The sequence below is a fragment of the Desulfovermiculus halophilus DSM 18834 genome (assembly GCF_000620765.1).
GTDB classification, from domain to species: Bacteria; Desulfobacterota; Desulfovibrionia; order Desulfovibrionales; family Desulfothermaceae; genus Desulfovermiculus; species Desulfovermiculus halophilus.
In genome coordinates, this window is record NZ_JIAK01000013.1 from 15851 (window position 1) to 41880 (window position 26030).

Here is a 26030-nt window from a genome sequence, read left to right on the forward strand (position 1 = left end):
TATCCTATGTGTGTTGTGCGGTTGGCTCAAGACGCTGGCCCGACTACCGGGCCAGAAGATCCTGGCGGATCAGCTCCTCGCCGATCTGCACTGTGTTCAGGGCCGCCCCCTTGCGGATATTGTCGGCCACAATCCACAGGTTCAGTCCATTGGCCACAGTGGGGTCCTCCCGGATTCGGCCCACAAAGGTCTCATCCGTCCCGGCCGCGTCCACCGGCAAGGGGTAGATGTTCTCTCTGGGGTTGTCCAGGACCCGGATTCCCGGAGCCTGGCTCAAAAGCCCCCGGGCCTCTTTGGAGCTCAGCTTCTTGGCGGTCTCAATGTTCACCGACTCGCTGTGTCCGTAAAAGACGGGAACCCGGACCGTGGTTGCAGTCACCCTGACCCGCTCATCCCCCAAGATCTTAGCCGTTTCATTGATCATCTTCATTTCCTCCTTGGTGTACTCATTGTCCAAGAAGGCGTCGATGTGCGGCAGGCAGTTGAACGCGATCTGGTGCGGATAGACCTCGCAGGCCGGATCCTGCATGTTGAACAGGGCCCGGACCTGGTTCTGCAGCTCCTCAACGGCCTTTTGTCCGCTGCCGGAGACCGCCTGATAGGTGGAGACAACCACCCGGGTGATGCCCACAGTATCGTGGATGGGCTTGAGAACCACCACCATCTGAATGGTGGAGCAGTTCGGATTGGCGATGATATTCTTGTGCTCCTTCAGGGCCTGGGGATTGACTTCCGGAACAACCAGGGGCACCTCCGGATCCATGCGCCAGGCGCTGGAGTTGTCCACCACCACGCAGCCCGCTTCAGCCGCAATGGGGGCGAAGGTCTTGGAGGTATCCCCTCCGGCTGAAAACAGGGCCAGGTCCACATCGGCAAAGGAGTCCTCGGTCAGCTCCTGCACCATCAGCTCATCATCCCCGAAAGGCACCCTGGCTCCAGCCGATCTGGACGAAGCCAGAGCCCGGACTTCCCGGGCCGGAAACTGACGCTCCTGCAGGATTTTCAGCATCTCCCGGCCGACGGCCCCCGTCGCACCGGCTACAGCTACTACCAGACCATCCCTGCTCATAACCAAACTCCTTGCATACAAAGTAAGTAATCGGTTATCAGGGAACAGTTATCGGCAAAGAATGTCCGGATCAGATAACTGTTCCCTGATAACATGTCTTCATTTCAACCAATAATGGTCGGCATACAGCAACACTGACCTCCAATCATTACCATCGGCATCAGCCGGCCACTGTCCCGGCAATCTTGAATATGGGCAGATACATGCTGATGACCAATCCCCCGACCACAATCCCCAAAAAAACGATCATGATGGGTTCAATCAGAGAAGTCAAGGTAGCCACGGCCACATCCACTTCGTCGTCATAGAAGTCGGCAATCTTGGCCAGCATTGAATCCAGAGCCCCGGTTGTCTCCCCGATGGATATCATGTGGATGACCATGGGGGGGAAGACCCCGGTTGCGTCCAACGGCTCAGCCAGGGTCTGCCCCTCGGATATGGAGCGCATGGCCCTGTGCACCCCCTGCTCCACGGTCTTGTTTCCGGATGTTCTGGCCACGATGTCCAGGGCATGCAATATGGGCACCCCGCTGGAAACCATTGTGCTCAGGGTTCGGCTGAACCTGGCCACGGCCACCTTGCGCAGCAGGGGCCCGAACACAGGGAGGAACAGGATCCAGCGGTCAATCAGTGTCTTCCCCTTTTCCCAGGAGTAGAACAGGCGCAGAGATATGGCCGCAGCCGCTGCCGCACCGAGAATAAGCAAAATATTGCCTTTGACCCAGCGGCTGAGATCAATGACTATGCGGGTCGGCAGCGGAAGGGCGCCTCCGAAATCCGCGAACATGCTTTCAAAGGTGGGAATGACGAAGATAAGGATGATGGCGATCACGGCGATGGCCACCACCGTGACCACGGCCGGATAGACCATGGCCCCTTTGACCTTGGATTTCAGGTTGGCCGCCTTCTCGATATATTCCGAAAGCCTGTCCAGGACCAGATCCAGGACCCCCCCGGTCTCTCCGGCGTGCACCATATTGGTGTACAGGGCGTCGAAGACGTCCTTGTGCCTGCTTAAGGCCTCGGACAAGGAGCTGCCGCCTTCCACGTCGTTGCGCACTTCGTACAGGGTCCGCCTGAGCTTGTTGTTTTCCGTCTGCTCGCACATGACCTGCAGGCACTGCAGAATGGGCACCCCGGAGTTGATCATGGTCGCAAACTGCCGGGAAAAGACCACCATATCCCGGGATGAAGGCTTTTTCTCCAGAAAGGTCCCTTCCAGCAGATCCTTGGGCTTCGGTTTGACCTTGATCCGGGAGTATCCTCGGCGCTGCAGGGCGTTGTGGGCCATGTCCAGGCTGGGAGCATCCAGGTCGCCTTTGACCTTCCGCCCGGATCGGTTCATGGCCCTGTACAGAAAAAGGGGCATGCTCACTCCTTATGCTATGCATCCACGGTTAGGCGCATCACCTCCTGTACCGAGGTGCGGCCCTGGATCAGTTTGTTCACCGCGCTCTGGCGCAGGGTCTGCATGCCTTGCTCCAAGGCCAGCCCGCGCATCTCGGGCAAGGATGCCTGACGTTCTATCAACCGCTGCATCTCCGGAGTCACTTCCAGACACTCGTAGACCCCGGTACGACCCTTGTATCCGCTGTGATGGCACTGGGCGCACCCGCCGGGATCAAAGACCTGGGCCGGATCCTGATTGGACAGACCCAGCTGTTCAGCCTCCGGGCCGTGCACCACCCTGGGCTGCCTGCATTCCGGGCACAGAGTGCGGACCAGGCGCTGGGCCAATATCCCGCGCAGGGCGGAAGCCAGCATGAATCCCTCCACCTCCATGTTCACCAGCCTGTTGATCGTACTCGGCGCATCGTTGGTGTGCAGGGTGGACAGGACCAGATGACCGGTCAACGCGGCCTTGATCGCTATCTGAGCCGTTTCCTGGTCCCGTATCTCCCCGACCAGGATGATATCCGGATCCTGACGCAAAAAGGAGCGCAGGGCAGCGGAAAAGCTCAGCCCGATGTCCTCCTTGACCTGGACCTGGTTCACCCCGCTCAGGGTGAGCTCTACCGGATCTTCCACGGTGGCGATGTTCACTTCCTCGGTATTCAGCTCCTTGAGAACCGAGTACAGGGTGGTCGTCTTGCCGCTTCCGGTGGGACCGGTCACCAGAAAAATCCCGTGCGGGCTGTGCACGATCTTCTGCAGCAGCTGCAGAGTCTGGGGTTCAAGGCCAAGTTTGGCCATGTCCACCTGCAGGGCCGAGGTGTCCAGGTAGCGAAGGACCACTTTTTCGCCGAACAGGGTGGGCAGGATGGAGACCCGGAACTCGGCTTCGCTCCCCCCAGGGGTCCGGACCTTGATCCGCCCGTCCTGGGGCAGGCGCTTTTCAGCAATATTCAGATTGGCCATGATCTTGATCCTGGAGATAAGAGCCGCCCGCATTCCGGCCGGAGGACGCATGATCTCCCGCAAAACTCCGTCCAGGCGGTACCTGACCCGGAACAGCTCCTCATAGGATTCGATGTGGATGTCCGATGCCTTCTTGCGTATGGCGTCCATGATCAAAACATTGACCATCTTGACCACCGGCCCCTGGTTGGCCTCCTCCAGGATGGAAGCCTCATGGGAATCGCTGCCGCCCGCAGCCTGGCCCGGCTCCGGCTCGGCGAACTGAGCCAGGGATTCGGATACCCCGCGGAGGTGCTGCTGATCATCGCTGTCCAGGCCGTCCAGAACCGGTTTGATCCAGCTGGGAGCCGCCACATGGGCGACGATCTCCAGGCCGGTCATGAACCGGATGTCGTCCTGGGCCAGGATGTTGTCCGGCTCTGCAATGGCCAGATCCAAATATTGTCCTCGGCGCTGAAAAGGGATACACTCATACTTGCGGCAGACGCTCACAGGCAGGATCTGCATCACCTCCTCCGGAAGGTGCAGCTCCTTGGACCGGACCACAGGCAGCCGGTATTCAGCGGCCGCAAACTGTGCGTAGTCCTCGGGGGAGATGCATTCAAGCTCGAAGGCCGCTCGAAGCAGGCCGATGCCCCTGGTCCGCTGCAGCTGCTTGATCCTGGCCATCTGCTCCCGGCCCAGGCCGAATTCCTGCTGCAGTCTCTGCCCCATGCGTGTGCTGTCCATTGCCATCCTCTGTGCAGGTTGCGTTCGTGCCTTGGACCCGGCCTGCTTGCCGTCCGACAAGGCAGAACAGGACGAACAGTCACCCAAACCGCAGCCAAGGCCGCTTTATGCCTCTGCCCTTCCCCTGCATCGCCATCATCCCGGCCAGATACGGCTCCACCCGCTTTCCGGGCAAGCCCTTGACCCCCATTCTGGGCCGGCCCATGTTCTGGCATGTTGCCCGCCGGGCCCAGGCCAGTCCATCCATTCAGGCCGTCTACCTGGCCACGGACGATGAACGCATTGCGCGGGAAGCAGAACTCCTGGATATCCCTGCAATCATGACCAGCCCTAAACACTCCAGCGGTACGGACCGGATTCTGGAAGCGGCCTGCAGCCTGGACTTGCACCAGGACACGGTCGTGGTCAATATTCAGGGTGACGAGCCCGGCCTGGACCCGCATCTGGTGGACCGGCTGGTGGAGCCGTTTTTGCAGCCGGAGGTCCAGGTCAGCACGGCCGCCCGCATATTGGGCCCTGAGTACGCTGAAGATCCCAATCTCGTCAAGGTCGTCCGGGCCTGGACTGGACAGGCCCTCTATTTTTCCCGCGCCCCGATTCCCCATACCCGGGACGGCCAGCCGGAAGACGTCCTGCTGCACATCGGGATGTACGCCTTCCGGCTTCCAACCCTGCGCCGTTTCCATCAGCTCGGACCCAGTCCACTGGAAAAAAAGGAAAAACTGGAGCAGCTCCGCCTGCTGGAGGCCGGCATCCCCATCCATGTTGTCCTGACCGATCATCAATGCTATGGCGTGGACCGCCCGGAGGATGTGGCCAGGGTGGAAGCCATCTTACGCAAGGAGCAGGGTGAATGCGCGCAATATTAGGCTTGGAAGACGGGACGTGGTTTCAGGGCAGATCCTTCACCGGACCCGGAGAATCCGGCGGAGAGGTCATTTTCAATACCGGGATGTGCGGGTATCAGGAAATTTTGACCGACCCTTCCTACCGCCGGCAGATGGTATGCATGACCTATCCGCATATGGGCAACTACGGGGTGAATCCGGAGGACATCGAGTCCAGCCGGGTGCAGGTGGCCGGATTTATCGTCAAGGAGTGCTGTCCGGTGCCCTCCAACTTCCGGAGCACCGCGTCCCTGCCCGAATACCTCCGGGACAACGGGATCGTGGGCCTGGAAGGCATCGATACCCGGGCCCTGACCAGACACATCCGCATTCACGGGGCCATGCGCGGGTACGTCTCCACCCGGGGCGAGGAGCCGACTGACGTCGTGGCCAAGGCCAGGGAGCTGCCGCCCATGCAGGGCCTGAACCTGGTGCACGAGGTGACCGCCCCCCGGCCCTACCTCTGGACCGGCCAAGGGCCGCACTACCTGGATATGGACCCGGGACCGGACATCTGGCCCGAGACAGGGCCGCGGGTGGTGGTCATAGACTACGGGGCCAAGTGGAATATCCTCCGCCTGCTCCGGGCCAACGGCTTTCAGGTCCTGGCGGTCCCGTCCTCCACCACCGCCCAGGACATAAAGGCCCTTCACCCGGATGCCGTGTTCTTGAGCAACGGACCGGGCGACCCGGCGGCCGTGCCCGATTGCATCCACACCACCGCTCTGCTGGCCGAGGAGTATCCCATCGCCGGGATCTGTCTTGGCCACCAGCTCCTGGGGCTGGCCCTGGGCGGAACCAGCTTCAAGCTGAAGTTCGGGCACCACGGGGTCAATCATCCGGTCAAATGCCTGCGCACCGGCCAGATCGACATCTCTTCCCAGAATCACGGTTTCTGCGTGGATGTGTCCAATGTGGACACCCTGAAGCAGACCCATGTCAACCTCAACGACAACACCCTGGAAGGGTTTGTGCACAGCACAAAGCCGATCATGGCCGTTCAGCACCATCCGGAGGCCGCCCCCGGCCCCCACGACGCAAACTCCTTTTTCCAGGCCTTCGCCCGGATGGTTAAGGGCTCTTGGACACAGAAAGTGGAATTGTCTGCATAAGAGTTTGCCGTCTCTTCTGTGTGCCGTGAGCGGCAGGCCCGCACATTTTCTTGGTCCCGCCAAAAGGGGGAAACCAGGCACTCACATGCATGATATGCTCAGTCCATCTGAAAGCAATGACCAACATGTGAGTGCCTGGAGGGGGCAGGGATCCCCCTTTGGCGGGACTTAGAAAATACCGGGCCGAAAGTGGGCACACAGAAGAGATGGCAAACTCCAAAAATCCACAGGCTACGTCGAAGAACCATGGTCAAGGAGGCCGCGTAAGGTCTACACAGCCGGCTCCGGCCCTGCGGACCGGGCTCGGGCCTGAATCAGCATCTCCGCCGTATCCAGGGCCCGCTGCAGGCTCTGCGTGCCGGCTCGTCCCCTGCCCACCAGTTCATAGGCCGTGCCGTGGTCCACAGAGGTCCGCACAAAGGGCAGGCCCAGGGTCACGTTCACCGCATGCTGGAAATGAACCAGCTTCAGCGGCCCCAGGCCCTGATCGTGGTACATGGCCAGCACAGCGGAAAACTCGCCGTGGTAGGCCCGGTAGAACACTGAATCCGCAGGCCAGGGTCCGGTGGCCGCAACCCCCTTGGCTGCTGCGGCCTGTATGGCCGGGAGGATGATCGTTTCTTCCTCGTCCCCGATATGCCCGCCTTCCCCGGCATGGGGATTGAGCCCGCAGACCCCGACCGGCCTGCACCCCGTCTCCTGTCCGCCGTTCACGGCCCGAACGAACTCCCAGGTCTGCCTCAGACAGCGCTCAACCTTGTCTTGGGTTATAAGGTCCGGGACGTCCTTCAGTCGGGGATGGGTGGTGACCAGAGCGACCCGCAGCCTGTCTCCGGCCAAGAGCATGCAGACCTGATCCGGCCCCAGCCCGCTCTCGACCGCCAGAAACTCGGTGTGGCCGGGGAAATCGAACCCCGCTTCCTGGAGCATGGCTTTGTTCAGCGGACAGGTCACCACGCCCCTGGCCCGGCCGGAAAGAAGCAGGCCGCAGGCCGCATGCAGGGCATGTCCAGCAGCCAATCCCCCCCGAATGTCCGCCCGCCCCGGACGAGGCTCCCATTCAGCCAGCTCCGGCAGGCGCAGACAGTATATGCCCTGCCCGCCGACTTCATCCATTCTGTCTGCTGCCCGCCAGAAGCGGTGCAGACCCATAGTCCGGCAGTGGTGGACAAGGGCCTGCTCCGGTCCGATGAGGACCAGTGCCCGATCCCGGCGGACCAGCCGTCCGCTGCCGGCCAGCCCGCAGACCAGCTCCGGACCTATCCCGTTGGGATCACCAAGAGTCAGCACAAGGGGAGATGCACAATGGGACATAGACCTACCCGGCACTTACAAACTGTTATGAGTTAATGGTTGGGATAATTCAAATCGAAATCGATATCGGTATCGAAATCGTTTCTTTATCGTTCCCACGCTCTGCGTGGGAACTCTTTTGGACCCCTCCGGCGTCCAGAAAGAGACTGCGGGAGCGGTCAGGAAAGCTCCCACCCAGAGCGTGGGAGCTATAATTACTATGTTATTCGGTGCAGCAGGAACCCTCAGTTTATGGATATCGATCCCGATCCCGATATCGATTAGGAACCCGAAGAAAGAAAATCACAACAATGGGTAACCACTCCCAGTCGGTATGGAAATCGTTTCTATGCTTCGGTAACGAAAGCGTGCCCGCTTCAGGCATGTCGGTTAATATGACCATCACTGCGCGTCCTCGGGCTTCCAGTCCGTGCTGCCCCTGCTTTCCAGGACAAAGACCCGGGCCATGCCCAGCAAAGCGCTCATCTCCGGCTCCGGGCTGGGCGCGATCCGCCTGGGAAGCCACCACTCCCGGTTCACGAACCGGTGCCTTAGGGTACTCCACATCCCGTCTTGAAAGTACGGGAAAAACGTGCTCAACCCCCCGCTGATCCCTATGTCGGCAAACCCGAAGACAACCTGCAAAACAGAGAGGTACAGCCCCAGTCTGCGCCCGTAGATATCCATGATCCGCATGGCATCTCGAGAGCCCTGTTCCAGATCGCCAAAGATATCTTTGGGGTCCTGGGCAGCAAAACCGCAGCGGACAACCATCTCCATCAGGGCCGCTTTCTGCAGCCATGCCTCAGCGCATCCCACCTGCCCGCATCCGCAGGAGGGCAGGGTGGAGGTCCCGATTGCACAGCTTCGCTTGGGGCCCGGCCCCAGATAGACATGCCCCAGCTCCGGTCCGGTAAAATGCCCGGCCCGCCATATCTCGTGATTCATGATCACCCCTGAGCCGACCCCAGTGCCCAGGGTAATCACCACCGCATCGGCTGTTCCGGCCAGGCCGCCGGCCCAGACCTCGCCCAGGGCAGCAGCCTGGGCATCGTTTTCCATGCGCACAGGCAGGGAGAAGCGATGCTCCAGGAACTCTCCGACCCGGAACTGATTCAGCTCCGGCATATTGGTGGTGGTCAGATACATCCGTCTGCGGTGATCCAGGGGCCCGGCCGTGGCCAGGCCGATGCCCCGGACCGGTTCAGGGGCCCGGGCCTGCACGTCTTGGATCAGAGCCTCCAGGCTTTGCTTGGTGCCTTCCAAAGTCCGGGGCCTGGACTGCGGCCGGACCGGGCCATAGTCCCCTCCGGCACTGACCCAGGTACCGCGGATATTCGTCCCGCCGAGATCGATGCTTATATACATGTGCACCTCAAAATTGAAGTTCCCCGAATTTTCGTGGAATTGTGAAGTTTGCCCTCTATGTTTGTGTGCCCTTAAAAGCCCAGGCTGCGGCCGAAACACACTGTGCTCCTGCTCCGCCCCTGTTCCAGGGCCTGTTGAAAATCAGCCAGGATCCGGGCATGATCAAAAGCCAACTCGGGCAGATCATCCAGGGGAGCCACCCGGGTCTGGCCGGCATCGTCCCCTGCCTGGAGTCGGCTCTCTTTCTTGGCTGTCCCCATAAAAACCACGCTCATTGTATGCTGGCGCGGATCCCGATCCGGGCTGGAATAGACCCCGAGCAGTCCGTGCAGCCTAACATCCAGCCCGGTCTCTTCCTTGGCCTCCCGGACTGCGGCCTGCTCCACACTCTCTCCGTAGTCCACGAATCCGCCGGGAAGGGCCCAGCCGTACGGCGGATTGCGGCGCTTGATGAGCACCACCCCTTGATCGGGGAAGGAAATGACCACATCCACCGTGGGCAGGGGATTGCGATAGACCGGGACCTGGCCTCCGCAGGCCGGGCATTGGACATGACTACTCATGTAGAGCCTCCTTGCCGGGTTGTTCGGCTTGGTCCAGGTTACCTGCAGCTGTTTAAAGCTTGCCGCATATGATTCGTGCCGAGGAGCCTTGTTCGCTCCAGGCCAGACAGCATGCTCAAGCAGTCACCCATATCCTCATGTGCATACCAAAAGCCGTGATCATCGTCCACAAAGGGGCCTTGGGGGACTTTCTGCAGATCTGGCCTTCCCTGCTGGCGCTTCGCCGTCACTTCGCCCCTACTCCCCTGTACTGGGCCGGCAGGGACGCATACCGGCTGTGGACCGACCCCCTTGGTCTCCGTCCCTGTCCGGAACAGATGCGCCGGGCGGTTGACCGGCTGTATGCTGCTGCGTCCTGGCCCCGGGAGCTGGAAAACTGCCGGGTGGTCTGGTTCGGCCTGCACACCCCGCCGACAGAGGTCCCCTTTCCGGATCTGCATTTTCTTCCCGGAATCATTCCGGGCCGATACACTCCTCCTCGCCGAGTCTATGCCGCGGGCCTGCAACGAATGGGGGTCCCGCCCTGTCCCGACTGGCACCAGATCTGGCGGGATCTATCCCCGCACCTCAAGCCGGGGCCTCGTAGGCCCCAAGCCCTGGTGTTTCCCGGGGCCGGCCATCCGGCCAAATGCTGGCCCATGTCCAACTATTTGCAGACAGCTTCCTGGCTTGAACGCAAGGGATGGGAACCGGTCTTTGTACTCGGTCCGGCGGAAAGGGAGCGCGGACTGGAGGTTCAAAATTTTCAACGCCTCCACCCCCAAGAGCTGGGGCAGCTCCAGAAGGCCCTGTGCGGCGCGGATATTATCTTGGGCAATGATTGTGGACCGATGCATCTTGCGGGTCTGCTGGATCGCACCGGAATCGTCCTCTTCGGCCCGGCCTCGCCCCGGCAATGGGGCCCTCCGGGCCTTACCTGCCTGCGGACGGATCTCCCCTGTTCTCCGTGTACCCAGCTCGGGCGGATCAATTGCCGGCAGGCGGAGTGCATGACCAGGATATCCGTATCCCGGGTCAAAGAGGAGCTGTGGAAGCTGGGCCAGGATTCGGCGGCCCGCAGGAGATAACAGGGGTCCCAAACACAACTGGCCTCCAAGGAACCATTTTCCAAGGAGGCCAGCTATGGCAAAAGGAGGAAGGTATTTATTTTCTTGCATCCAGCATGCCAAAACCTGAAAAACGGATCCTCGGCTAAGAACACTGTAAAATCAATGTATTGGTGCGCAAGCCTGCCGTTGGCCCTGGATCCGGGTTTAAAATATTGAATCCCTGTTCGCCGCCCCCCCGCCAACTGCGAACCATGGATTCAACTTTTTTTACTGGCTCTTCCCTCTGTGCCAATATGAGTGAGACACGGGAAATGGAATTTCACACATAAGGGTTTGCCGTCTCTTCTGTGTGCCTTGAGCGGCAGGCCCGCACATTTTCTTGGTCCCGCCACCCGGCACTCACGTGTATGATAAGCTCAGTCGAACAGAAAGCAGTGACCTGCACGTGAGTAGCCGGGAGGGGGCAGGGATCCCCCTTTGGCGGGACTTAGAAAATACCGGGCCGAAAGTGGGCACACAGAAGAAACGGCAAACTCCAAAAATCCACAGGCTACCTCGAAGAACTTTTTTACTCCGTCTCGATCACCCGCCATCCAGCGGCCTGCAGCTCCTTTCTTGTAACCGCGCCGCAGCGCAAAACACAGAGCGTTCCCCGGTCCACGATCCGGACCACTGTGGAGGGCAGCCCTCCACGGGGATGCGGGGGACCGGTTATGACCCGGTGCACCGATCGGATCAAGCCGGGATGGAGATGTGCGGGATCAGAGGCCGGGTCCTCTCCGGCCGGATTGGCGCTTGTGCTGACCAGGGGCGCACCCAGGTGCATGCAGAGTTCACGGGCCAGGGGATGGGAGGTCAAACGCACACTGGTATGCCCCAGAGGGTCCTTGACCCGGGGACTCAGCGCCTCCCGTCCCGGGAGGACAATGGACAGGGGTCCGGGCCAGAAGCCCCGGGCCAAGGCGTGAACATCCGGGGAAAGGCCGCAAACGGCGATATCCAGCTGGTCTACGCATCCAACTATCAGGGGCAGAGGCTTGTGCCTCTCCCTCCCCTTGATGCGCACAACCTCCTCGGCTGCATCCGGGTCCAGGGCACTGCACCCCAGGGCGTACAGGGTCTCTGTAGGATAAATGAACACCTCGCCCTGAACAACGGCGTGCACCTCCGACCCAAACCCGTCATGTCCCCTGATCATGACTGTGTCTCGCCGAGCGGGCAGGACTCCAGCTCAGTGTACACCGGTCCCTGCGGGGTGAGTCGGCTGGCGTAGAGGACAAACCTTTGCGCCCAAAAGCTCGGCCAGGTCCAGGCATGCAGACCCGAGAGCAACTGGGACCAATCGTCGGGCCCGGATCTCTTGATCCTGGCGACGGTCAGATGGGGCCGGAAGGGGCGCGTGTCGGAGGGAATCCCCAAAGGCTGCAGGGCCTGATCGATATCCGCGGCCAGGCGGGTACAGGCATCCGCCCCCCGGCTCAGCCCGACCCAAACCACCTTTGGATTTCTCCCGGGAGGAAAAAAGCCTCCCCCCGAGGCCTGAACCTCGAACTGGTGCACAGTGACCCTGCGCAGGGCCTTGTGCACCTGGTCCAAGATGCCGGGCTCCAGCTCCCCCAGAAACTTGAGGGTCAGATGCCAGTTCCCTTCCTTGGTCCAGGACACTTTGGAGCGTAGTCGGGGTTTCCATTCTGCGGCGATCTTGGGCAGAGCCTGCTGGTACTCCTCCGGCAGGGGCAGGGCGACAAAACACCTGGTACCCATAGCAAGAACCTCGTATATCCTGTTCAGGCCCGCTTCGGTGAGTCAAACCGAAAGCGGGGTTTTCCCAGCCTGACCACTGGAACCTCACCTCGTTGCCCTGGCTGGGAGGAAACCTTGCCATTTCAGGCATTGTATGGAATTCTCCTCCAGCCGGCGGGGCTTGATCCGAGCTGTATATTTTTTGCAATCAGGAGCGCCCATGTTCGAATCCTTTGTCACCTGGCTGGTATCCACCATCGGCCAGTGGGGCTACCCGGGAATCACCATCCTCATGTTCCTGGAATCCTCCTTTTTCCCCTTTCCCAGCGAGGTAGTGGTCCCACCGGCCGGCTACCTGGCCTCTCAGGGGTCCATGCGCCTGGGAGTGGTCATCGCCTGCGGCACCCTGGGCAGCCTCCTCGGCGGCATTTTCAACTACTGGCTGGCCCTGACCGTGGGCAGGTCCTTTCTGCTCACCTATGGCCGCTACTTTTTCATCTCCGAAAAAACCTTGACCAAGGCAGAGACCTTCTTTGCCCGCCACGGACACATCAGCACCTTTATCGGCCGTCTGGTCCCGGGGATCAGGCAGTACATCTCCCTGCCCGCTGGCTTGGCCCGCATGCACCTAGGGCTTTTCTGCCTGTTCACCAGTCTTGGAGCGGGGATATGGGTGGTGATCCTGGCCCTGTTAGGCTATTTTTTCGGCCGCAACCAGGACCTGCTCATGGACAAGCTGCACCAGATCATGTTCATCCTCATCCCGGCCTGCCTGATCATGATCGGTGTCTATATCTGGTGGCACCGGCGCCGGCGGGAAACGGCTGAATAAAAGGCCTTCCGCCTAACGTTCAGACCTCCTTGCCAGGATTCATGGCCTTTGCCAGCTAGGCGGTGGTCAGCTCATGCAGTTGGCGATAAGACCGGTATTGGGACTGATACGAAAAATAACCAAACAGCCGAGCTTAGGCCTTGACCTCCTGGCCGGGAAAGACCCCCTGAACGAATACCCTTCTGCATGATCGGCCTCACGGCCCGGGGCGGCCGGCTACAGGACCTGGACCGCCAGAAAGAGCCACAGCACAGCCTCCAGGACCTCGTTCATGGCCCCCAGCGTGTCCCCGGTAATACAGCCGATGATCCGGGAGTAGAAAAAAAGGATCCCGGCGCAGGCGGATACAAAGACCAGATTCAAGACCAGCCCCTGCCAGCCGAGAAGCATAGACACTGGGAGCAAAAGCCCGGCGGACCAGAACATGCGGAGCGATGCGGCAGAGCCGCAAAAGGCGGCTCCCGTCCCGCCTTCAGGGCGCCCGTAGGGCAGCCAGCGCATCCCGGCCAGCATGCCCAGGCGGGAATAGGCTGGAACCAGGGCCAGAGCCAGAAACCTATCTGCGGACAGGGCCTGCACAGCCCCCCACTTCAAAGCAAAGACCCCGATCAGGCAGACCACGCCCATGACCCCCACCCGGCTATCCTTCATGATGGCCAGGACCTGTTCCCGGGAACGGTGGGAAAAGAGTCCGTCGCCAGCATCGGCCAGCCCATCAACATGCAGGGCCCCGGTGATCGCAACAAGGGTCAGGACCACAATCGCCGCGGCCAGCGGATCAGGCCACAAAAGACGGGCCATCCAGTCCACGCCGGCCACGATCAGGCCCACAAACAGCCCGACCAGAGGGAAGAACCCGGCCATCCGCTCCGGACGAAAGGCGCAACCGGCTCCCACCGGGACGACAGTCAAAAACCCCAGTGCGCCCCGAAAGTCGTTCCACCATCCGCCCACTGCCGGCTCCTTATCCTTTGACTGTGACCGGAATGCCGGCCACGGTCCACACCACCCGATCAGCCGTGGCCGCTATCCGCTGGTTGAGCCAGCCCACAAGGTCCCGAAACTGTCTGGACATAGGATTGTCCGGGACAATCCCCTGCCCCACTTCATTGGAGACCACCAGGATGTTTCCAGCTGCATCCCGCAGGGCTTCAGCCAGCTCCTGAAACCCCTCCATGATCCGCTCCTCGCTCCTGCCCTCCTGCAGGAGATTGGACACCCACAAGGTCAGACAGTCGAGGACGATCAGGGAAGAGTCCCGGCTTTCCCGCTGAAGGGCGCCGGGCAGGTCAACGGGCTCTTCCACAGTGACCCACCCCGGGCCCCGTTCCCGCTGATGGGCGGCAATCCGGTTTTCCATCTCCGGGTCAAAGGCCTGGCAGGTGGCCAGGAATATTTTGCGTCTTTCCCCCCGGGCTTCTGCATGCTCCAGGGCGTACCGGCTTTTGCCGCTGCGGCAGCCGCCGAGTATCAAGGTGATCTCAGCCACACGAATTCCTTTCAAAAATCAGGGTTACAACCATGCGGGGAGGTTTGGGCTCCAATCAGAAACTACCGGATGGATCGGACTCGGAGGAGTTCTCGGTCTGGGCATAGAGGGGGTTCTTCCCTTCCAGTAAGGCCTGCAGGGGAGAGATGGCCCGCCGAAACCTGGCCATCTCGCTCTCCGGCACCGGTCTGGCCGGTTCGGAATCGATCTTCAAAGGATTGATGTAGGACCCGTTCTTTTTGACCCGGAAGTCCAGATGAGGGCCGGTGGACAGGCCGGTGCTGCCCACGTAGGCCACGGTCTGGCCCTGCTCCACCCTGACCCCTTTCCGCACCCCGGAAGCAAACTTGGACAGGTGCATGTACAGGGTCATATATCCGTTGGTATGTCGAATCTTCAGGTAGTTTCCCCCGCCCCGCTCATAGGCCCGGGCTATAACCACCCCGTCCGCGACGCTCTTGACCGGCGTCCCCCTGGGTGCTGCGTAGTCGATCCCCAGATGGGGCCGGACCACATTCAGGATCGGATGCTTGCGCCGATGGGTGTAGCCGGAGGAGATCCGGGTAAAGTTCAGGGGGGCCTTGAGAAAGGTCTTGCGCATGGCCTGGCCCTGGGGATTGAAGTACTCGCTCCGCCCGTCCTTGGTGGTGAACAGAAAGGCCTGATAGGTCTGGCCCTGATTTGTAAACTTTGCTCCCACGATGGGACCGTATCCGCTGAATTCACCTTTCCGGTACCGCTTTTCCACCACCAGGCGAAAGGAGTCTCCCTTGCGGATATCCCGGATGAAGTCCACGTCCCAGGCAAAGATATCCGCCAGCTTGACTGCCAGGACGGCGGACTCCCCTTCAGAGGTGACTGCCTCAAACAGGCTGGTCTCTATCTGCCCATCAACAACCGCGGTCTGCACATCGTATTCGATTGGTTCGGTCCGGATATCAAATCCGCCCCCGGCTGTGGAGACACAGAGCTTTTTCTGATCATTGATTTCGTATTCAAAGCCCTGCAGACAGTCCTGGGAATCAAGCTTGAGCCTGTAAGGTTGCCCGGCCTTGATCCTGCGCAGGGGAAAGACGTCCTTGGCCTGTCGGTTCAGGGCATAGACATCCACCGGCTGCAGAAAGTCGGACAGCATGGATGTAATGGTCTCTCCGGGCTGGACCTTCTTCTCCACCACATGGATCTGTTCCTGGGCGGGGGCATCAGACCCTCTTTCCGCTTCCGGCGCTTCTGGCCCCGTCCCCTGGTTAGCCGGATCACCGTCCCGCCCTTCTGCGGATGCCTGATCCGGAGCAGGCGGGGCCTGGACCTCCTGGTCCGCACCCACGGTCTGCGTTACTTCGGGATGATCGATCCAGTGCCTGCCGGCAGAGACAGCGGCCAAGACCAGAACTATAAACCCCAGGAGCAGGGGAAGGAAGATGCGCATTCGCCTGGGCCGCTTGAGCCGAATGCGCCGGAGGGGATCAGACTTCGTGTGTACCGCCATACTGTCCACTTGGCTCAAATACCGCCAAAAGTCAAGGTCACCCCCCGCCCACAGCCGGGAACAGGGCCACCCGGTCCCCATCCTGAAGCTCGGTCTCCAGGGGCGCATGCCTGCCGTTGACAAAGGCGACCTTGATCTCCTCAAGGCCAATCCCCAGCCGGGCAGCCACATCAGTCCCGGTCACCCCCGGCTGCACCTGCAGCTCCTCCCCAGAGCTGGGCTGATACCGAGCCAGTGTTGCATAGCAGCGAATCTGAATCTTCATAGTCTCTCCCGGGCCTGGCCGGAAAATCTGGCCCAAGCTAAAAGTGCATATACGTGCTCAGATCCATCCCCCACCCCCCTGTATCCCAATCCGGAACAGCCCGGGCCTCGAAGCCGGGGAAACTGACCCGCCAGTGATGCAGATACATAGGGCCCTGAAAATCGCTTCCGTACAGTGTGTCCCCCACCACCGGATGTCCCATGGCCGCGGCATGGGCTCTAATCTGGTGCCGTCTTCCCTTGCTGATCTCGGCCTGGACCAGGCTCACCTGATGCTGCCCAGAGCAGGCCAGGGGCCGGACCGTGGTCCACCGCAGCGGATCGGAATCGATATGGGTCAGAATCCGCACCTTTTTTCGTTTGGCGCTGTCCAGGGCCCAGCCAAGACATATTTCGGTTTCCACCCGGCCGTGCACCAGGGCCAGATAGGTCTTGGCCGTTTCGCCTGCCTCCTGCATCCGGGCGTAGGCAGCGGCCGCCTCAGGGGAGAAGGCTGCCAGGACCAGGCCTGACGTATCCCTGTCCAGCCTGTTCACCAAGACAGGATCCCGGCCCGGGAACAGCCGGGGCAGGGCCGCTTCCAGAGCAGTATGGGAGCTGGCCGCCTGGAGCTGGGTATGCATCCCTCCAGGTTTGCACACAGCTGCATAGGCCTCTGTCTCCTGGACAACTGCAATCCGCTTCCAGTCGTCTCCCAGCGTTTGGATGTCCTTGTCTTCCAGCTCCACAACCCGAAGTTCCTGGCCCGGTGCCACCCGGTACCCTTTCGGCTGCCGCTTTCCGTCCACCGTGACTGCCCCGGCTTGTATCAGCCGCTGCCTTGAGCGCCGGCCGGCCCGGGGCAAGAGCAGGCTGAGGGCATCGTCAAGCCGCCTGCCGGCAGCCCTTTCCGGAATCCGCAGGCTGCCTCCTGGGGCCGGATCCTCCCTTGTGTCCATTGAGCCTCAATGAATCCCGTAGGATCTAAGCTTGCGGTGCAAATAGCTGCGCTCCAGCCCCACCGTCTCCGCCAGCCTGGAGACATTGCCCTCGCATTCATTGAACTTCTGGAGCAGGAATCTGCGTTCGAATTCGGCCCGGGCATTCTTAAAATCCATATCATCGTCCGAATCGTTTGTGGATAGGGGCTCCGCTTGCCTGGGCCGGCCCCGGAACTCCGGAGGAAGATCATCGGCTGTGATTTTCTGTCCGGCGTACATAATCAGCATCCGTTCGATGAAGTTCTTCAGCTCCCGGACATTTCCCGGCCAGGGATAGGCCTTGAGTATGGCGTATACCTCGTCTGCAAAGTCCAGGGGCCGAAATCCGTTTTCCTGACAGAAGGCCTGAGTGAACTCCTGGATCAAGACCGGGATGTCCTCCCTGCGCTCTTTCAGGGCCGGGACGTGGAGGGGGAAGACGTTCAGGCGATAAAACAGGTCCTCCCTGAAGCGGCCGGCGGCAATCTCCTGGGCCAGATCCTTGTTGGTGGCCACGATCACCCGCACATCCACGCTGATGCTCCGTCCACCGCCGACCCGTTCAAAGCGCTGTTCCTGCAGAATGCGCAGGATCTTGGCCTGGGTCTTCAAACTCATGTCTCCGATCTCATCCAAAAACAGGGTCCCCTTGTGGGCCAGCTCGAACTTGCCTGCATGGGTCGACCCGGCGCCGGTGAATGCCCCCTTTTCGTGGCCGAAGAGCTCGCTTTCTATCAGCTCTTCAGGAATGGCTGCACAGTTCACTGCGATCATCGATTTCTTGGCCCGTCTGCTTTTTTTGTGAATGCTGCGGGCCACAATCTCTTTCCCCGTCCCGTTGTCTCCGGTTATCAGGACCCAAGCGTCGGTGGGGGCCACCCTGTCTATCTGAGTGCGCAGCTCCTGAATCTTGCGGCTCTGTCCGGAGAGGTCCTGGACATAGTCTGCCTTGACCCTGGCCCGCAGATTCTGATTCTCCTGCTGCAGGTCCCGGAACTCCAGGGCCTTGGCCGCGGTGACCATGACCTTCTCCAGGGACAGGGGCTTTTCAATGAAGTCGAATGCCCCTTTCTTTATGCTGTCCACAGCGGTCTCGATGTTTCCATGTCCGGAGATCATGATCACCGGAAGATTGGCATAGTCCCGGCTGACCTTTCCCAGAATCGAGATCCCGTCCTCTCCGGGGAGCCAGATATCCAAAAACAGGAGATCCACATCCTCGTTCTGCAGGATGGTCCAGGCCTCTTCCCCGCTTTCCGAGGTCCGGACCTCATACCCTTCATCTTCAAGGATGCCGCTCAGGGAGAGCAGGATATCCTGTTCATCATCCACGATTAAGACTTTTCCTTTGCTCATGCCGGCTCTTTTTCGGTCAAAATAAAGACGCAAATATCACGCCGCGGGCAGCTCAATAATGAACACTGTCCCCTGCGGACTGTTCGGCGCGACCCGGATATACCCATGGTGATCATTGACTATGGACTTGACGATAGTCAAGCCCAGACCGGTGTTCCCTTTTTTCCGGGAAAAATAGGGCTCGAAAAGCCGGTTCAGCTCCTGGTCGTCAATCCCCGGACCATTGTCCCTGATCTCCAGGCGCACCCAGCGCTGCTGTGTGTCCATGCCGGCCGAGACCTCAACCCTTGGATCCGGGCAGTCCTTGAGGGCCTCCGCCCCATTGGTCAGCAGATTGATCATCACCTGCTTCATGGCCGAGCGGTCAAACCGGAAGACAAGATCGGACTGGACATTCAGGGACCAATGAATAAAAGAATGGCTGTTCTGAAACAGACTGACCACTTCCGTCAGCAGGGCCTGCAGGTCGTCCCGTTCGGGCTGGACATCGGGCAACTTGGCAAAGGCTGAGAACTCCTTGACCATCTGCTGCAGATGCTCCACCTGACGGACTATCAACCGGGTGCATTCCTCAAAGCTCTCATCCGGAGCAATGGAGGCGTATTTGCGTTCCAGACGCTGGGCCGACAGCTTGATCGGGGTCAGGGGATTTTTTATTTCGTGGGCAATGCGCCTGGCCACCTCCCGCCATGCGGCCATCCGCTGCATCTTGTCCAGCTCAGTGATGTCCTCGAAGACCAGAACCGTGCCCATATCCTCGCCCTGGCTGGGCCGCAGCCCAACGGCATTGACCAGAAGCTTGCGCTCGGACTTTCCCAGTTGAATGTCCAGCTGCCGCTGCCATGTGCTGCTTGGAGTCCTGGCCACCTGGTCCATGGCCTCCGCCAGGAGCTCCTGATGCCTCTCTGCGATCATCTGCATCGGAAACCTGCCCAGGAGCTGATCCTGCTCCATGTCCAGAATGGTCAGAGCCGCCTGATTCACGGTCGTGACCCGGCCTTCGGGGTCCAGGGAAATGACCCCGGAAGTGATCGTATTCAGGACCACCTCCATGTACCTGCGCCGCTGTTCAAGCTCGATATTCTGAGTTCCGAGGTCCTGGTTGGCCTGGTTCAGCCGCTCCTGACTGCGCTCCAAATCCTCAGCCATGACATTAAACGACTGCACCAGCTGCCCCAGTTCATCAGTGGACTGGTCCTCAAGCCGGACCGACAGGTCGCCGTGGGCAATGCGCTGGGTCCCTTCAGACAAGGCCTGGATCGGGGCCGAAATCTCCTTGGCCAGTCGAAAGCCGAACCAGATCGCCCCGAACAGGATGAGCAGGGCCATCACCCCGAGCAGGAGGTAAAAGGCGATCTTCAGCGGCCCTTTTAATACCTCCAGCTTCTTGTACTCTTCAATGCCCTCCACCACTTGATCCAGCTTGTCTACGACTCCCTTGCCCACTCCGGCGCCCAGGACCAGAAACCCGGTTGTCCCTTCATCCACCGGGATGACGGTCAGGACCAGGTCCTGATCTTCGGCAGTAAGCAGGGTGGACCAGACCTCCGGTTTCCGGCGCAGCTTGTCCCACCCGATCTCCTCCTGCACCTGCGGCCATTTCTCCGGCCACGGGTCCTGAGCATGCCAGTTCTGCTCCTGCAGATTGGGAGCCACAACCCCAATCAGGTTCAATCCATATTCAGCGGCCTTCTGCTCCAGATAGTCATCCATTCCAGGCCCGCCCCACAAAAACTCCTGCTCTCTAATATGCTCGACAATGAATTCCCCTCTGACCTGCAGGCGTTTCTGGACCTGGTCGTAAAAGTTCTTCCCCGCTTCCACCGCCTGCTGCAGGGAGCGGTCCACTTGGCTCCGGAACCAGTAGTCCACCGAGGTCTGGACAAACTTGACCGAGACCAGAAACATGAGCACAGTCGGAATAAGTGAAAGAAGGATGAAGACGATGACCAGCTTGGTTCTCAACAGGGCCCCTGGAGCCTTTCGCCTGCGCTCCAGGAAAAGCTTGACCATGTTGCGCAGGACCAGGAAAAGGATAAGCAGGAGCAGGATGAGATTGAGGTTGAAAACGATGAGGAAGAGGTAGGAGTTGACCCCGAAAAAATGGAGCTCAATCCAGCTGAACAGGATTATCAGCCCGAATGCGCCCAGAGCAAGCAGGAGCTCTCGGCGTCTTCTGCGCTTTGCGTCCCGGGAGGCGTGGGCCGTGATGAACTCAGTGTTCATAAGGGGCTAATAGGTGAAATGCATGCGGAAGGTCTGGGAGGTCACCACGTCCCAGGACCAGAAAAACAGAGTTGTCTTCAGCCATTGGGGAACATTTGGACGGGTGAACTGCAGGGTGAGCTCCAGGATGTAGTCTGCTCCGGCATCCAGCATCTTCCATGCCCCCAGATCCAAAATAATCTCTTTCCATTGCCTGTGCATCAGATCCTGCAGGCTGTCGTCCCGGGCAGTACTGTTTGTGTGCTGATTGATCAATCTGTAGGTCTGGGTCAAGGGGTGTGTTTTTAGATGATAGCGTCTCCGCTTCTCGACCACGGTGCTGTCCGGCCACCAGCCCCGCCTGCGCCGAAGCCGTATGTCGCACTGCATCTGCAGCTGTCCTCCTTTTTCCAGGATCTGTTCCAAGGCATCGACGTCTTTGGCCTGGACCCCGAATCTGAGCTGTATGCGCTCTCCAACATTATCCAGGACCAGACCTTCCAAGGCCAGCTGCTGTGCTCCCGCGGATACGGTCCAGAGCAGGACAAGGGCAAGCCCCAGGATACAGCCCGCAATATATTCACATGACAGCATATGCACGTGGAGATTCTCTGATGACGGAGCCAGCTCAGTGGCATAGGTTCATTCCCGGCCGAAATACCGGATAAGAGTTGCAAATTTCATCAACTCCCGTCAAGCTTGGGCCCTGGAATCAGGTGCTGATCGTCCCCAACCTTGACCTTGGACACCCGCAAGCAGTCATGCAGATCAAGATCATTTGCATCGGAAAACTCAAGAAGTCGTACTGGCAGGATGCCGCAGCTGCATACATTCGCCGTCTGGACTCGTTCTTTTCCCTGACTCTTTTTGAGCTCAAGGACGGTCCCGGGCATCTGTCCCCCCAGGACCGTATGCAGGCAGAGGCCCGGTCCATCCTGGCCAAGACATCGGCACAGGACATGCTCATCTGCTTGGATAGCGCAGGCAAGCCCCTGTCCTCCCCCAGCCTGGCCTCAAAGCTTCAGTCCTGGCTGGAGGAACCGGGACGGATTCCATGCTTTATTCTGGGCGGGGCCTACGGGCTGGCTAAGGAGTTGACCGCCCGGAGCACTATGCTCCTGAGCTTCGGCCCCATGACCCTGCCCCATGAACTGGCCAGGATAGTTCTTTTGGAGCAGCTCTACCGGGCGACGGCCATTATGCACAACCATCCCTATCACCACTGACCCAAGACCGGGGCATCCCGCAGGTACAGGCCCTGTCCGGGCTTACCAAGGGAAGCGAAATATGGCTCTTCGACACAGGAAGTGGATTTGCATGCATAACTCTACAGCGACATTTTACTGAACTCACAGTGTCCTTGGTCGAAGCCGGGGATTGGTCCGTGGCTTTTCGATTTCCGGCCGGTAACGTTTCCTGGCGAAGTGGAGGATAAGCGGTCGGTCCTCACAATTTCAAGAGCCCCCAAACAAACAGTCAGCCGCGGTCATAATGCAGTGAGGGCCGACCGCCCGGAACGAGTCGTGGATACGTCGACCAAAATCGTGGCCACGGACCAATCTCCGGCAAGGCCATATCAAAGTGTCGCTGTCGTGATAAGAGTTTGCCATCTCTTCTGTGTGCTCCCTTTGGGCGGGACCAAGAAAATGTGCGGGTCTGCCGCTCAAGGCACACAGAAGAGATGGCAAACTCCAAAATTCCACAGGCTACATCGAAGAACCCGAAACATTCTTTCCATTTCAATTCCCTTCCTTGGGTGGGCAGAGAACACAAGACCTCTTTGCGCTCCAGCTCCGCTTTGTCCAAAAAATAAAAAATGTTAAGCATAAAATATATGCTTTGGACCCTCTTCTTTCCTTGTCAAGGATTGCTCCGTTTCCAACTTGTTGCTACGTTTCAATTGTCTGCTTGAGCCGGCATCCAACCCCCGAAACATACATATAACACCCTGTTTTTTACATTTTTTACCTAAAACAGGACCCCGAACTTTCAACCGCGGCTTGATCCGCGACAGCCCCAAACCGCCATGACAAACATCCAATCCGCGGCCCCCGGGAAAGAATGCAAGGACTCTGTACGGCATGCCTCCGCAAAGACACCCGATCCATGGGGAGCTGTCCGCGGGCTCCAGCCGGGCAGCCTATGCGACTGGCCGGGACGAGTCAGTGCAGTCCTTTTTCTGGGCGGGTGCAACCTGCGCTGTCCGACCTGTCACAACGCCCGTCTGGCCTGGACCCCTGCCCAATGCCCCCCGGTTTCCAAAGCCGCCGTGCACCGGTTTGTCCGGACCAGGGCTGGGTGGCTGGACGGATTGGTTGTCTCCGGCGGTGAACCAACCTGCGTACCGGGCATCGATATCCTGCTGCGGGAGCTCTCCGCCCTCGGACTCTCGATCAAGCTGGATACCAACGGGCTGCACCCGGAGACGGTCCGCGAACTTCTGGAGCAGGACCTGGTTCAGGCCGTTGCCGTCGACGTCAAGGGACCATGGGCCAAGTATCCCCGACTCACCGGCGACCGGTGCTCCCCGGCCCGGGCCCAGCGCGCACTGGAATCCATCTTTGGCTTGGCCCAAAAGGCCCCGGAACTCTTTTTCTTCCGCTGTACCGCTGTCCCGGAGCTGAGCCCCGAGGACCTGGAGGAAACCAAAAGGCTCGTGCCATCCGGATCTACCCTGTCCATCCAAACCTATATTCCGCCGGAGAAGCCCGGCGTATAAGGCCTGGGCCACGGGTTGCACCCGGGCCTGTGCCCATGAGGAGGAGCGTGTACATGTTCATGACTGAAGTTGAAGAACGGATCATGGGGAGCAAGTCCCCGCACACCGCGCCAGAGCATATCCGCAAGCGCGACGGCCGCCTGGAGACCTGGGCCGTTGATCATATTGCCCAGGCCATCCTCAAGGCCCTCCAGGCCAGCGGAATCCGCGACCCCCTGCTCGCCCGGCGCCTGGCCGGCAAGGTGGAAAAAAAGCTGTCCGGGGTCCAGATCCCGGAGCAGGAACAGGTCCAGGACATGGTGGAGCAGGTGCTCATGGAGAGCCGCCTGTTTCCGGTGGCCAAGCGCTACATCCTGTACCGCGAGCAGCGCAGGCAGCTGCGCAGCCAGCAGGAGGCCTTTCTGGACATCGGCAAGACCATCGACAACTACGTGCACAAGCAAGACTGGCGGGTGGCGGAAAACGCGAACATGTCCCACTCCTTTCAAGGGCTTATGCTTCATCTTTCCGGATCCGTGCAGGCCAGATACGCCTTGGAGAAATACCCGGAAGAGGTCCGCATGGCCCACGAGCACGGATATTTCCACATCCACGATCTTTCCTTCGGTCTGGCCGGCTACTGCGCCGGATGGAGCCTGCGGGACCTGCTTTTGGAAGGCTTTAACCTGGAAGGCAGATGCTCCTCCGGCCCGGCCAAGCATCTGGACTCGGCCCTGGGCCAGATGGTCAACTTCCTGGGGACCCTGCAGAACGAGTGGGCCGGAGCCCAGGCCTTCAACAACGTGGACACCTACCTGGCCCCTTTTGTGCGGGCCGATGGGTTCGATTTTCCCCGGGTCAAGCAGAGCATCCAGAAGTTTGTGTTCAATGTGAACACCACCTCCCGCTGGGGGGGACAGAGCCCATTCACCAACCTGACCTTCGACCTGGTCCCGCCCAAGCACATCGGGCAGGAAGCGGTAATCATCGGCGGTGAGCTCCAGGATGAATGCTATGATGACTACGCCCCGGAGATGGAGCTCATCAACCGGGCATTTCTGGAGGTCATGCTTGAAGGCGATTACCACGGACGAATCTTCAGCTTTCCCATCCCCACCTACAATGTCGGCGAAGACTTCCCCTGGGATTCAGAGGTCGGAGAGCTCCTGCTCAGACTGACTGCGAAATACGGCGTGCCCTATTTCCAGAACTTCATCAATTCGGATTTGAAGCCTGAGGACGTCCGCTCCATGTGCTGCCGGCTGCAGATGGACATCCGGGAGCTGAAGAAGCGCACCGGCGGGCTCTTCGGCGCCGGGGACCTGACCGGCTCCATCGGCGTGGTCACCTTGAACCTGCCCAAGCTGGGCTATCTGGCTCAGGACGAGGAGGACTTCCTGGACCTGGTGGCTGAGTACGCAACCCTGGCCAAGGACTCTCTGGAGTTCAAGCGGAAATGGGTCAGCGACAACATGGACCGGGGGATGTACCCCTTTTCCGCCCGCTACCTGAAGAACGGACTGATCAACCACTTCAGCACCATTGGGCTCATCGGAGGGCACGAGGCCTGCCAGAACCTTTTGGGCAAAGGCATCGAGTCCCCGGCCGGCATCCGGCTCATGCAGCGCACCCTGGAGCACCTGCGGGAGCTGACCTCCGCCTTTCAGGAAGAAACCGGGCATCTGTACAACCTGGAGGCCACCCCGGCCGAAGGCACCAGCTACCGTCTGGCCAAGATCGACAAGAACCTGTACCAGGACATTGAGACCTCGGGAGACGATGTCCCCTACTACACCAACTCCACCGCCCTGCCCGTGGATGCGACCAGCGACGTCTTTGCCGCCTTGGAGCATCAGAACATGCTCCAGCCCAAGTACACCGGGGGCACTGTCTTTCACACCTTCCTGGGCGAGGCCGTGGCCGACACCCAGGCCTTGAAGGCATTCATGATCAAGGCTATGTCCAAGACCAAGCTGCCCTACATCTCCATCACCCCCACCTTCTCCGTCTGCAAGGCCCACGGGTATATCAACGGAGAGCACTTCTCCTGCCCCCACTGCGGAGCGGAAACCGAGGTCTACACCAGGGTGGTGGGCTACTACCGGCCGGTGACCTTATGGAACAAGGGCAAGCGGGCCGAGTACAAGGACCGGAAGGTCTTTGCCCCAGTGGAGGAGCAGGGCTGAAGTCTGCTGCCTCTTGGCCTTCGGGAAGAGGAGCTTCATACCAATGAGGACAAAAAGAGCTCTTCGACACAGAAAGTGGAATTGCCTGCATAAGAGTTTGCCGTCTCTTCTGTGTGCCGTGAGCGGCAGGCCCGCACATTTTCTTGGTCCCGCCACCCGGCACTCACGTGTATGATACGCTCAGGCACACAGAAAGCAGTGACCTGAACGTGAGTAGCCGGGAGGGGGCAGGGATCCCCCTTTGGCGGGGCTTAGAAAATACCGGGCCGAAAGTGGGCACACAGAAGAGATGGCAAACTCCAAAAATCCACAGGCTACGTCGAAGAACCGCAAAAAGTTGGCAACTTTTTGCCCTCATTATATCCCAGCAACACGTTCGGT

General features: G+C 59.9%; 23 protein-coding genes. 7 read left to right on the forward strand and 16 right to left on the reverse strand.

Annotated elements, in window-relative coordinates; genetic code table 11:
• Window positions 1–43 precede the first annotated feature (43 nt).
• From N902_RS0107645 to N902_RS0107655, 3 genes are all read right to left on the reverse strand, one after another.
• Window positions 44–1069 (reverse strand): aspartate-semialdehyde dehydrogenase, encoded by a 1026-nt coding sequence (locus N902_RS0107645; protein WP_027370461.1) that lies wholly within the window; start codon window positions 1067–1069, stop codon window positions 44–46.
• Between the two features lie 160 nt (window positions 1070–1229).
• Window positions 1230–2438, reverse strand: coding sequence for a type II secretion system F family protein (locus N902_RS0107650; protein ID WP_027370462.1), 1209 nt, complete (start codon window positions 2436–2438; stop codon window positions 1230–1232).
• A gap of 14 nt (window positions 2439–2452) precedes the next feature.
• Window positions 2453–4156, reverse strand: a complete 1704-nt coding sequence (locus N902_RS0107655) for a GspE/PulE family protein (RefSeq protein WP_027370463.1) — start codon at window positions 4154–4156, stop codon at window positions 2453–2455.
• Between the two features lie 107 nt (window positions 4157–4263).
• On the opposite strand from N902_RS0107655, the gene kdsB reads away from it, so the two are divergent.
• Together kdsB and carA are read left to right on the forward strand one after the other, a co-directional pair.
• Window positions 4264–5025: a 3-deoxy-manno-octulosonate cytidylyltransferase gene (gene kdsB / locus N902_RS0107660; protein WP_027370464.1), complete on the forward strand. Its 762-nt coding sequence runs from the start codon at window positions 4264–4266 to the stop codon at window positions 5023–5025.
• Complete coding sequence (gene carA, locus N902_RS0107665) at window positions 5010–6155, forward strand: glutamine-hydrolyzing carbamoyl-phosphate synthase small subunit (protein ID WP_027370465.1); 1146 nt, start codon at window positions 5010–5012, stop codon at window positions 6153–6155. The genes kdsB and carA overlap by 16 nt, the downstream gene beginning before the upstream one ends.
• A 270-nt stretch (window positions 6156–6425) precedes the next feature.
• Here the strand turns inward: carA and pdxA are convergent, their stop codons facing one another.
• The 3 genes from pdxA to N902_RS0107680 all read right to left on the reverse strand — a co-directional run bounded on the left by pdxA (window position 6426) and on the right by N902_RS0107680 (window position 9379).
• Window positions 6426–7469: a 4-hydroxythreonine-4-phosphate dehydrogenase PdxA gene (gene pdxA / locus N902_RS0107670; RefSeq protein WP_027370466.1), complete on the reverse strand. Its 1044-nt coding sequence runs from the start codon at window positions 7467–7469 to the stop codon at window positions 6426–6428.
• Window positions 7470–7850: 381 nt separating this feature from the next.
• Window positions 7851–8816, reverse strand: a complete 966-nt coding sequence (locus N902_RS0107675; protein ID WP_027370467.1) for an ROK family protein — start codon at window positions 8814–8816, stop codon at window positions 7851–7853.
• Between the two features lie 71 nt (window positions 8817–8887).
• Entirely contained in the window at window positions 8888–9379 is a 492-nt protein-coding gene (locus tag N902_RS0107680) for an NUDIX domain-containing protein (protein ID WP_027370468.1), read from the reverse strand.
• A gap of 68 nt (window positions 9380–9447) precedes the next feature.
• Between N902_RS0107680 and N902_RS16945 the strand changes: the two genes are divergently transcribed.
• Window positions 9448–10446 carry a glycosyltransferase family 9 protein gene (locus N902_RS16945; RefSeq protein ID WP_084288025.1) on the forward strand — a complete coding sequence of 333 codons (999 nt, stop codon included), beginning with the start codon at window positions 9448–9450 and terminating at the stop codon, window positions 10444–10446.
• 550 nt (window positions 10447–10996) lie between these two features.
• Here N902_RS16945 and N902_RS0107690 read toward each other — a convergent pair.
• Both N902_RS0107690 and thpR read right to left on the reverse strand, forming a co-directional pair.
• Window positions 10997–11626, reverse strand: coding sequence for an L-threonylcarbamoyladenylate synthase (locus N902_RS0107690; RefSeq protein WP_027370469.1), 630 nt, complete (start codon window positions 11624–11626; stop codon window positions 10997–10999).
• Window positions 11623–12192 (reverse strand): RNA 2',3'-cyclic phosphodiesterase, encoded by a 570-nt coding sequence (thpR, locus tag N902_RS16950; protein WP_034622204.1) that lies wholly within the window; start codon window positions 12190–12192, stop codon window positions 11623–11625. The genes N902_RS0107690 and thpR overlap by 4 nt, the downstream gene beginning before the upstream one ends.
• 199 nt (window positions 12193–12391) lie before the next feature.
• Here thpR and N902_RS0107700 point away from each other — a divergent pair, with 199 nt between their 5' ends.
• Window positions 12392–13003 carry a DedA family protein gene (locus tag N902_RS0107700; RefSeq protein WP_034622208.1) on the forward strand — a complete coding sequence of 204 codons (612 nt, stop codon included), beginning with the start codon at window positions 12392–12394 and terminating at the stop codon, window positions 13001–13003.
• Between the two features lie 216 nt (window positions 13004–13219).
• Here the strand turns inward: N902_RS0107700 and cobS are convergent, their stop codons facing one another.
• From cobS to N902_RS0107740, 8 genes are read right to left on the reverse strand one after another with little or no spacing between them, the layout of a single operon-like run.
• Window positions 13220–13957: an adenosylcobinamide-GDP ribazoletransferase gene (gene cobS, locus N902_RS0107705; RefSeq protein WP_027370471.1), complete on the reverse strand. Its 738-nt coding sequence runs from the start codon at window positions 13955–13957 to the stop codon at window positions 13220–13222.
• Window positions 13958–13967: 10 nt separating this feature from the next.
• A complete protein-coding gene (cobU, locus tag N902_RS0107710) occupies window positions 13968–14492 on the reverse strand; it encodes a bifunctional adenosylcobinamide kinase/adenosylcobinamide-phosphate guanylyltransferase (protein WP_034622211.1) in 525 nt (174 codons plus the stop codon).
• Window positions 14493–14547: 55 nt separating this feature from the next.
• Complete coding sequence (locus tag N902_RS16955) at window positions 14548–15981, reverse strand: M23 family metallopeptidase (protein WP_161635164.1); 1434 nt, start codon at window positions 15979–15981, stop codon at window positions 14548–14550.
• Window positions 15982–16018: 37 nt separating this feature from the next.
• A complete protein-coding gene (locus N902_RS0107720) occupies window positions 16019–16246 on the reverse strand; it encodes a MoaD/ThiS family protein (RefSeq protein ID WP_027370473.1) in 228 nt (75 codons plus the stop codon).
• A 37-nt stretch (window positions 16247–16283) separates the two neighbouring features.
• Complete coding sequence (locus N902_RS16960) at window positions 16284–17183, reverse strand: RluA family pseudouridine synthase (protein WP_051564426.1); 900 nt, start codon at window positions 17181–17183, stop codon at window positions 16284–16286.
• Window positions 17184–17189: 6 nt separating this feature from the next.
• Complete coding sequence (locus tag N902_RS0107730) at window positions 17190–18560, reverse strand: sigma-54-dependent transcriptional regulator (protein WP_027370474.1); 1371 nt, start codon at window positions 18558–18560, stop codon at window positions 17190–17192.
• A 36-nt stretch (window positions 18561–18596) separates the two neighbouring features.
• Window positions 18597–20786 carry a sensor histidine kinase gene (locus N902_RS0107735; RefSeq protein ID WP_051564427.1) on the reverse strand — a complete coding sequence of 730 codons (2190 nt, stop codon included), beginning with the start codon at window positions 20784–20786 and terminating at the stop codon, window positions 18597–18599.
• 6 nt (window positions 20787–20792) lie between these two features.
• A complete protein-coding gene (locus N902_RS0107740) occupies window positions 20793–21359 on the reverse strand; it encodes a DUF4390 domain-containing protein (RefSeq protein WP_027370476.1) in 567 nt (188 codons plus the stop codon).
• Between the two features lie 167 nt (window positions 21360–21526).
• Between N902_RS0107740 and N902_RS0107745 the strand changes: the two genes are divergently transcribed.
• From N902_RS0107745 to N902_RS0107755, 3 genes are all read left to right on the forward strand, one after another.
• On the forward strand, window positions 21527–21991 hold the full coding sequence (locus N902_RS0107745) for a 23S rRNA (pseudouridine(1915)-N(3))-methyltransferase RlmH (protein WP_034622213.1): 465 nt from the start codon (window positions 21527–21529) through the stop codon (window positions 21989–21991).
• A gap of 800 nt (window positions 21992–22791) precedes the next feature.
• Window positions 22792–23484: an anaerobic ribonucleoside-triphosphate reductase activating protein gene (locus tag N902_RS16965; RefSeq protein WP_084288034.1), complete on the forward strand. Its 693-nt coding sequence runs from the start codon at window positions 22792–22794 to the stop codon at window positions 23482–23484.
• Window positions 23485–23537: 53 nt separating this feature from the next.
• Window positions 23538–25649, forward strand: a complete 2112-nt coding sequence (locus tag N902_RS0107755) for a ribonucleoside triphosphate reductase (protein ID WP_425246607.1) — start codon at window positions 23538–23540, stop codon at window positions 25647–25649.
• Window positions 25650–26030: the final 381 nt, after the last annotated feature.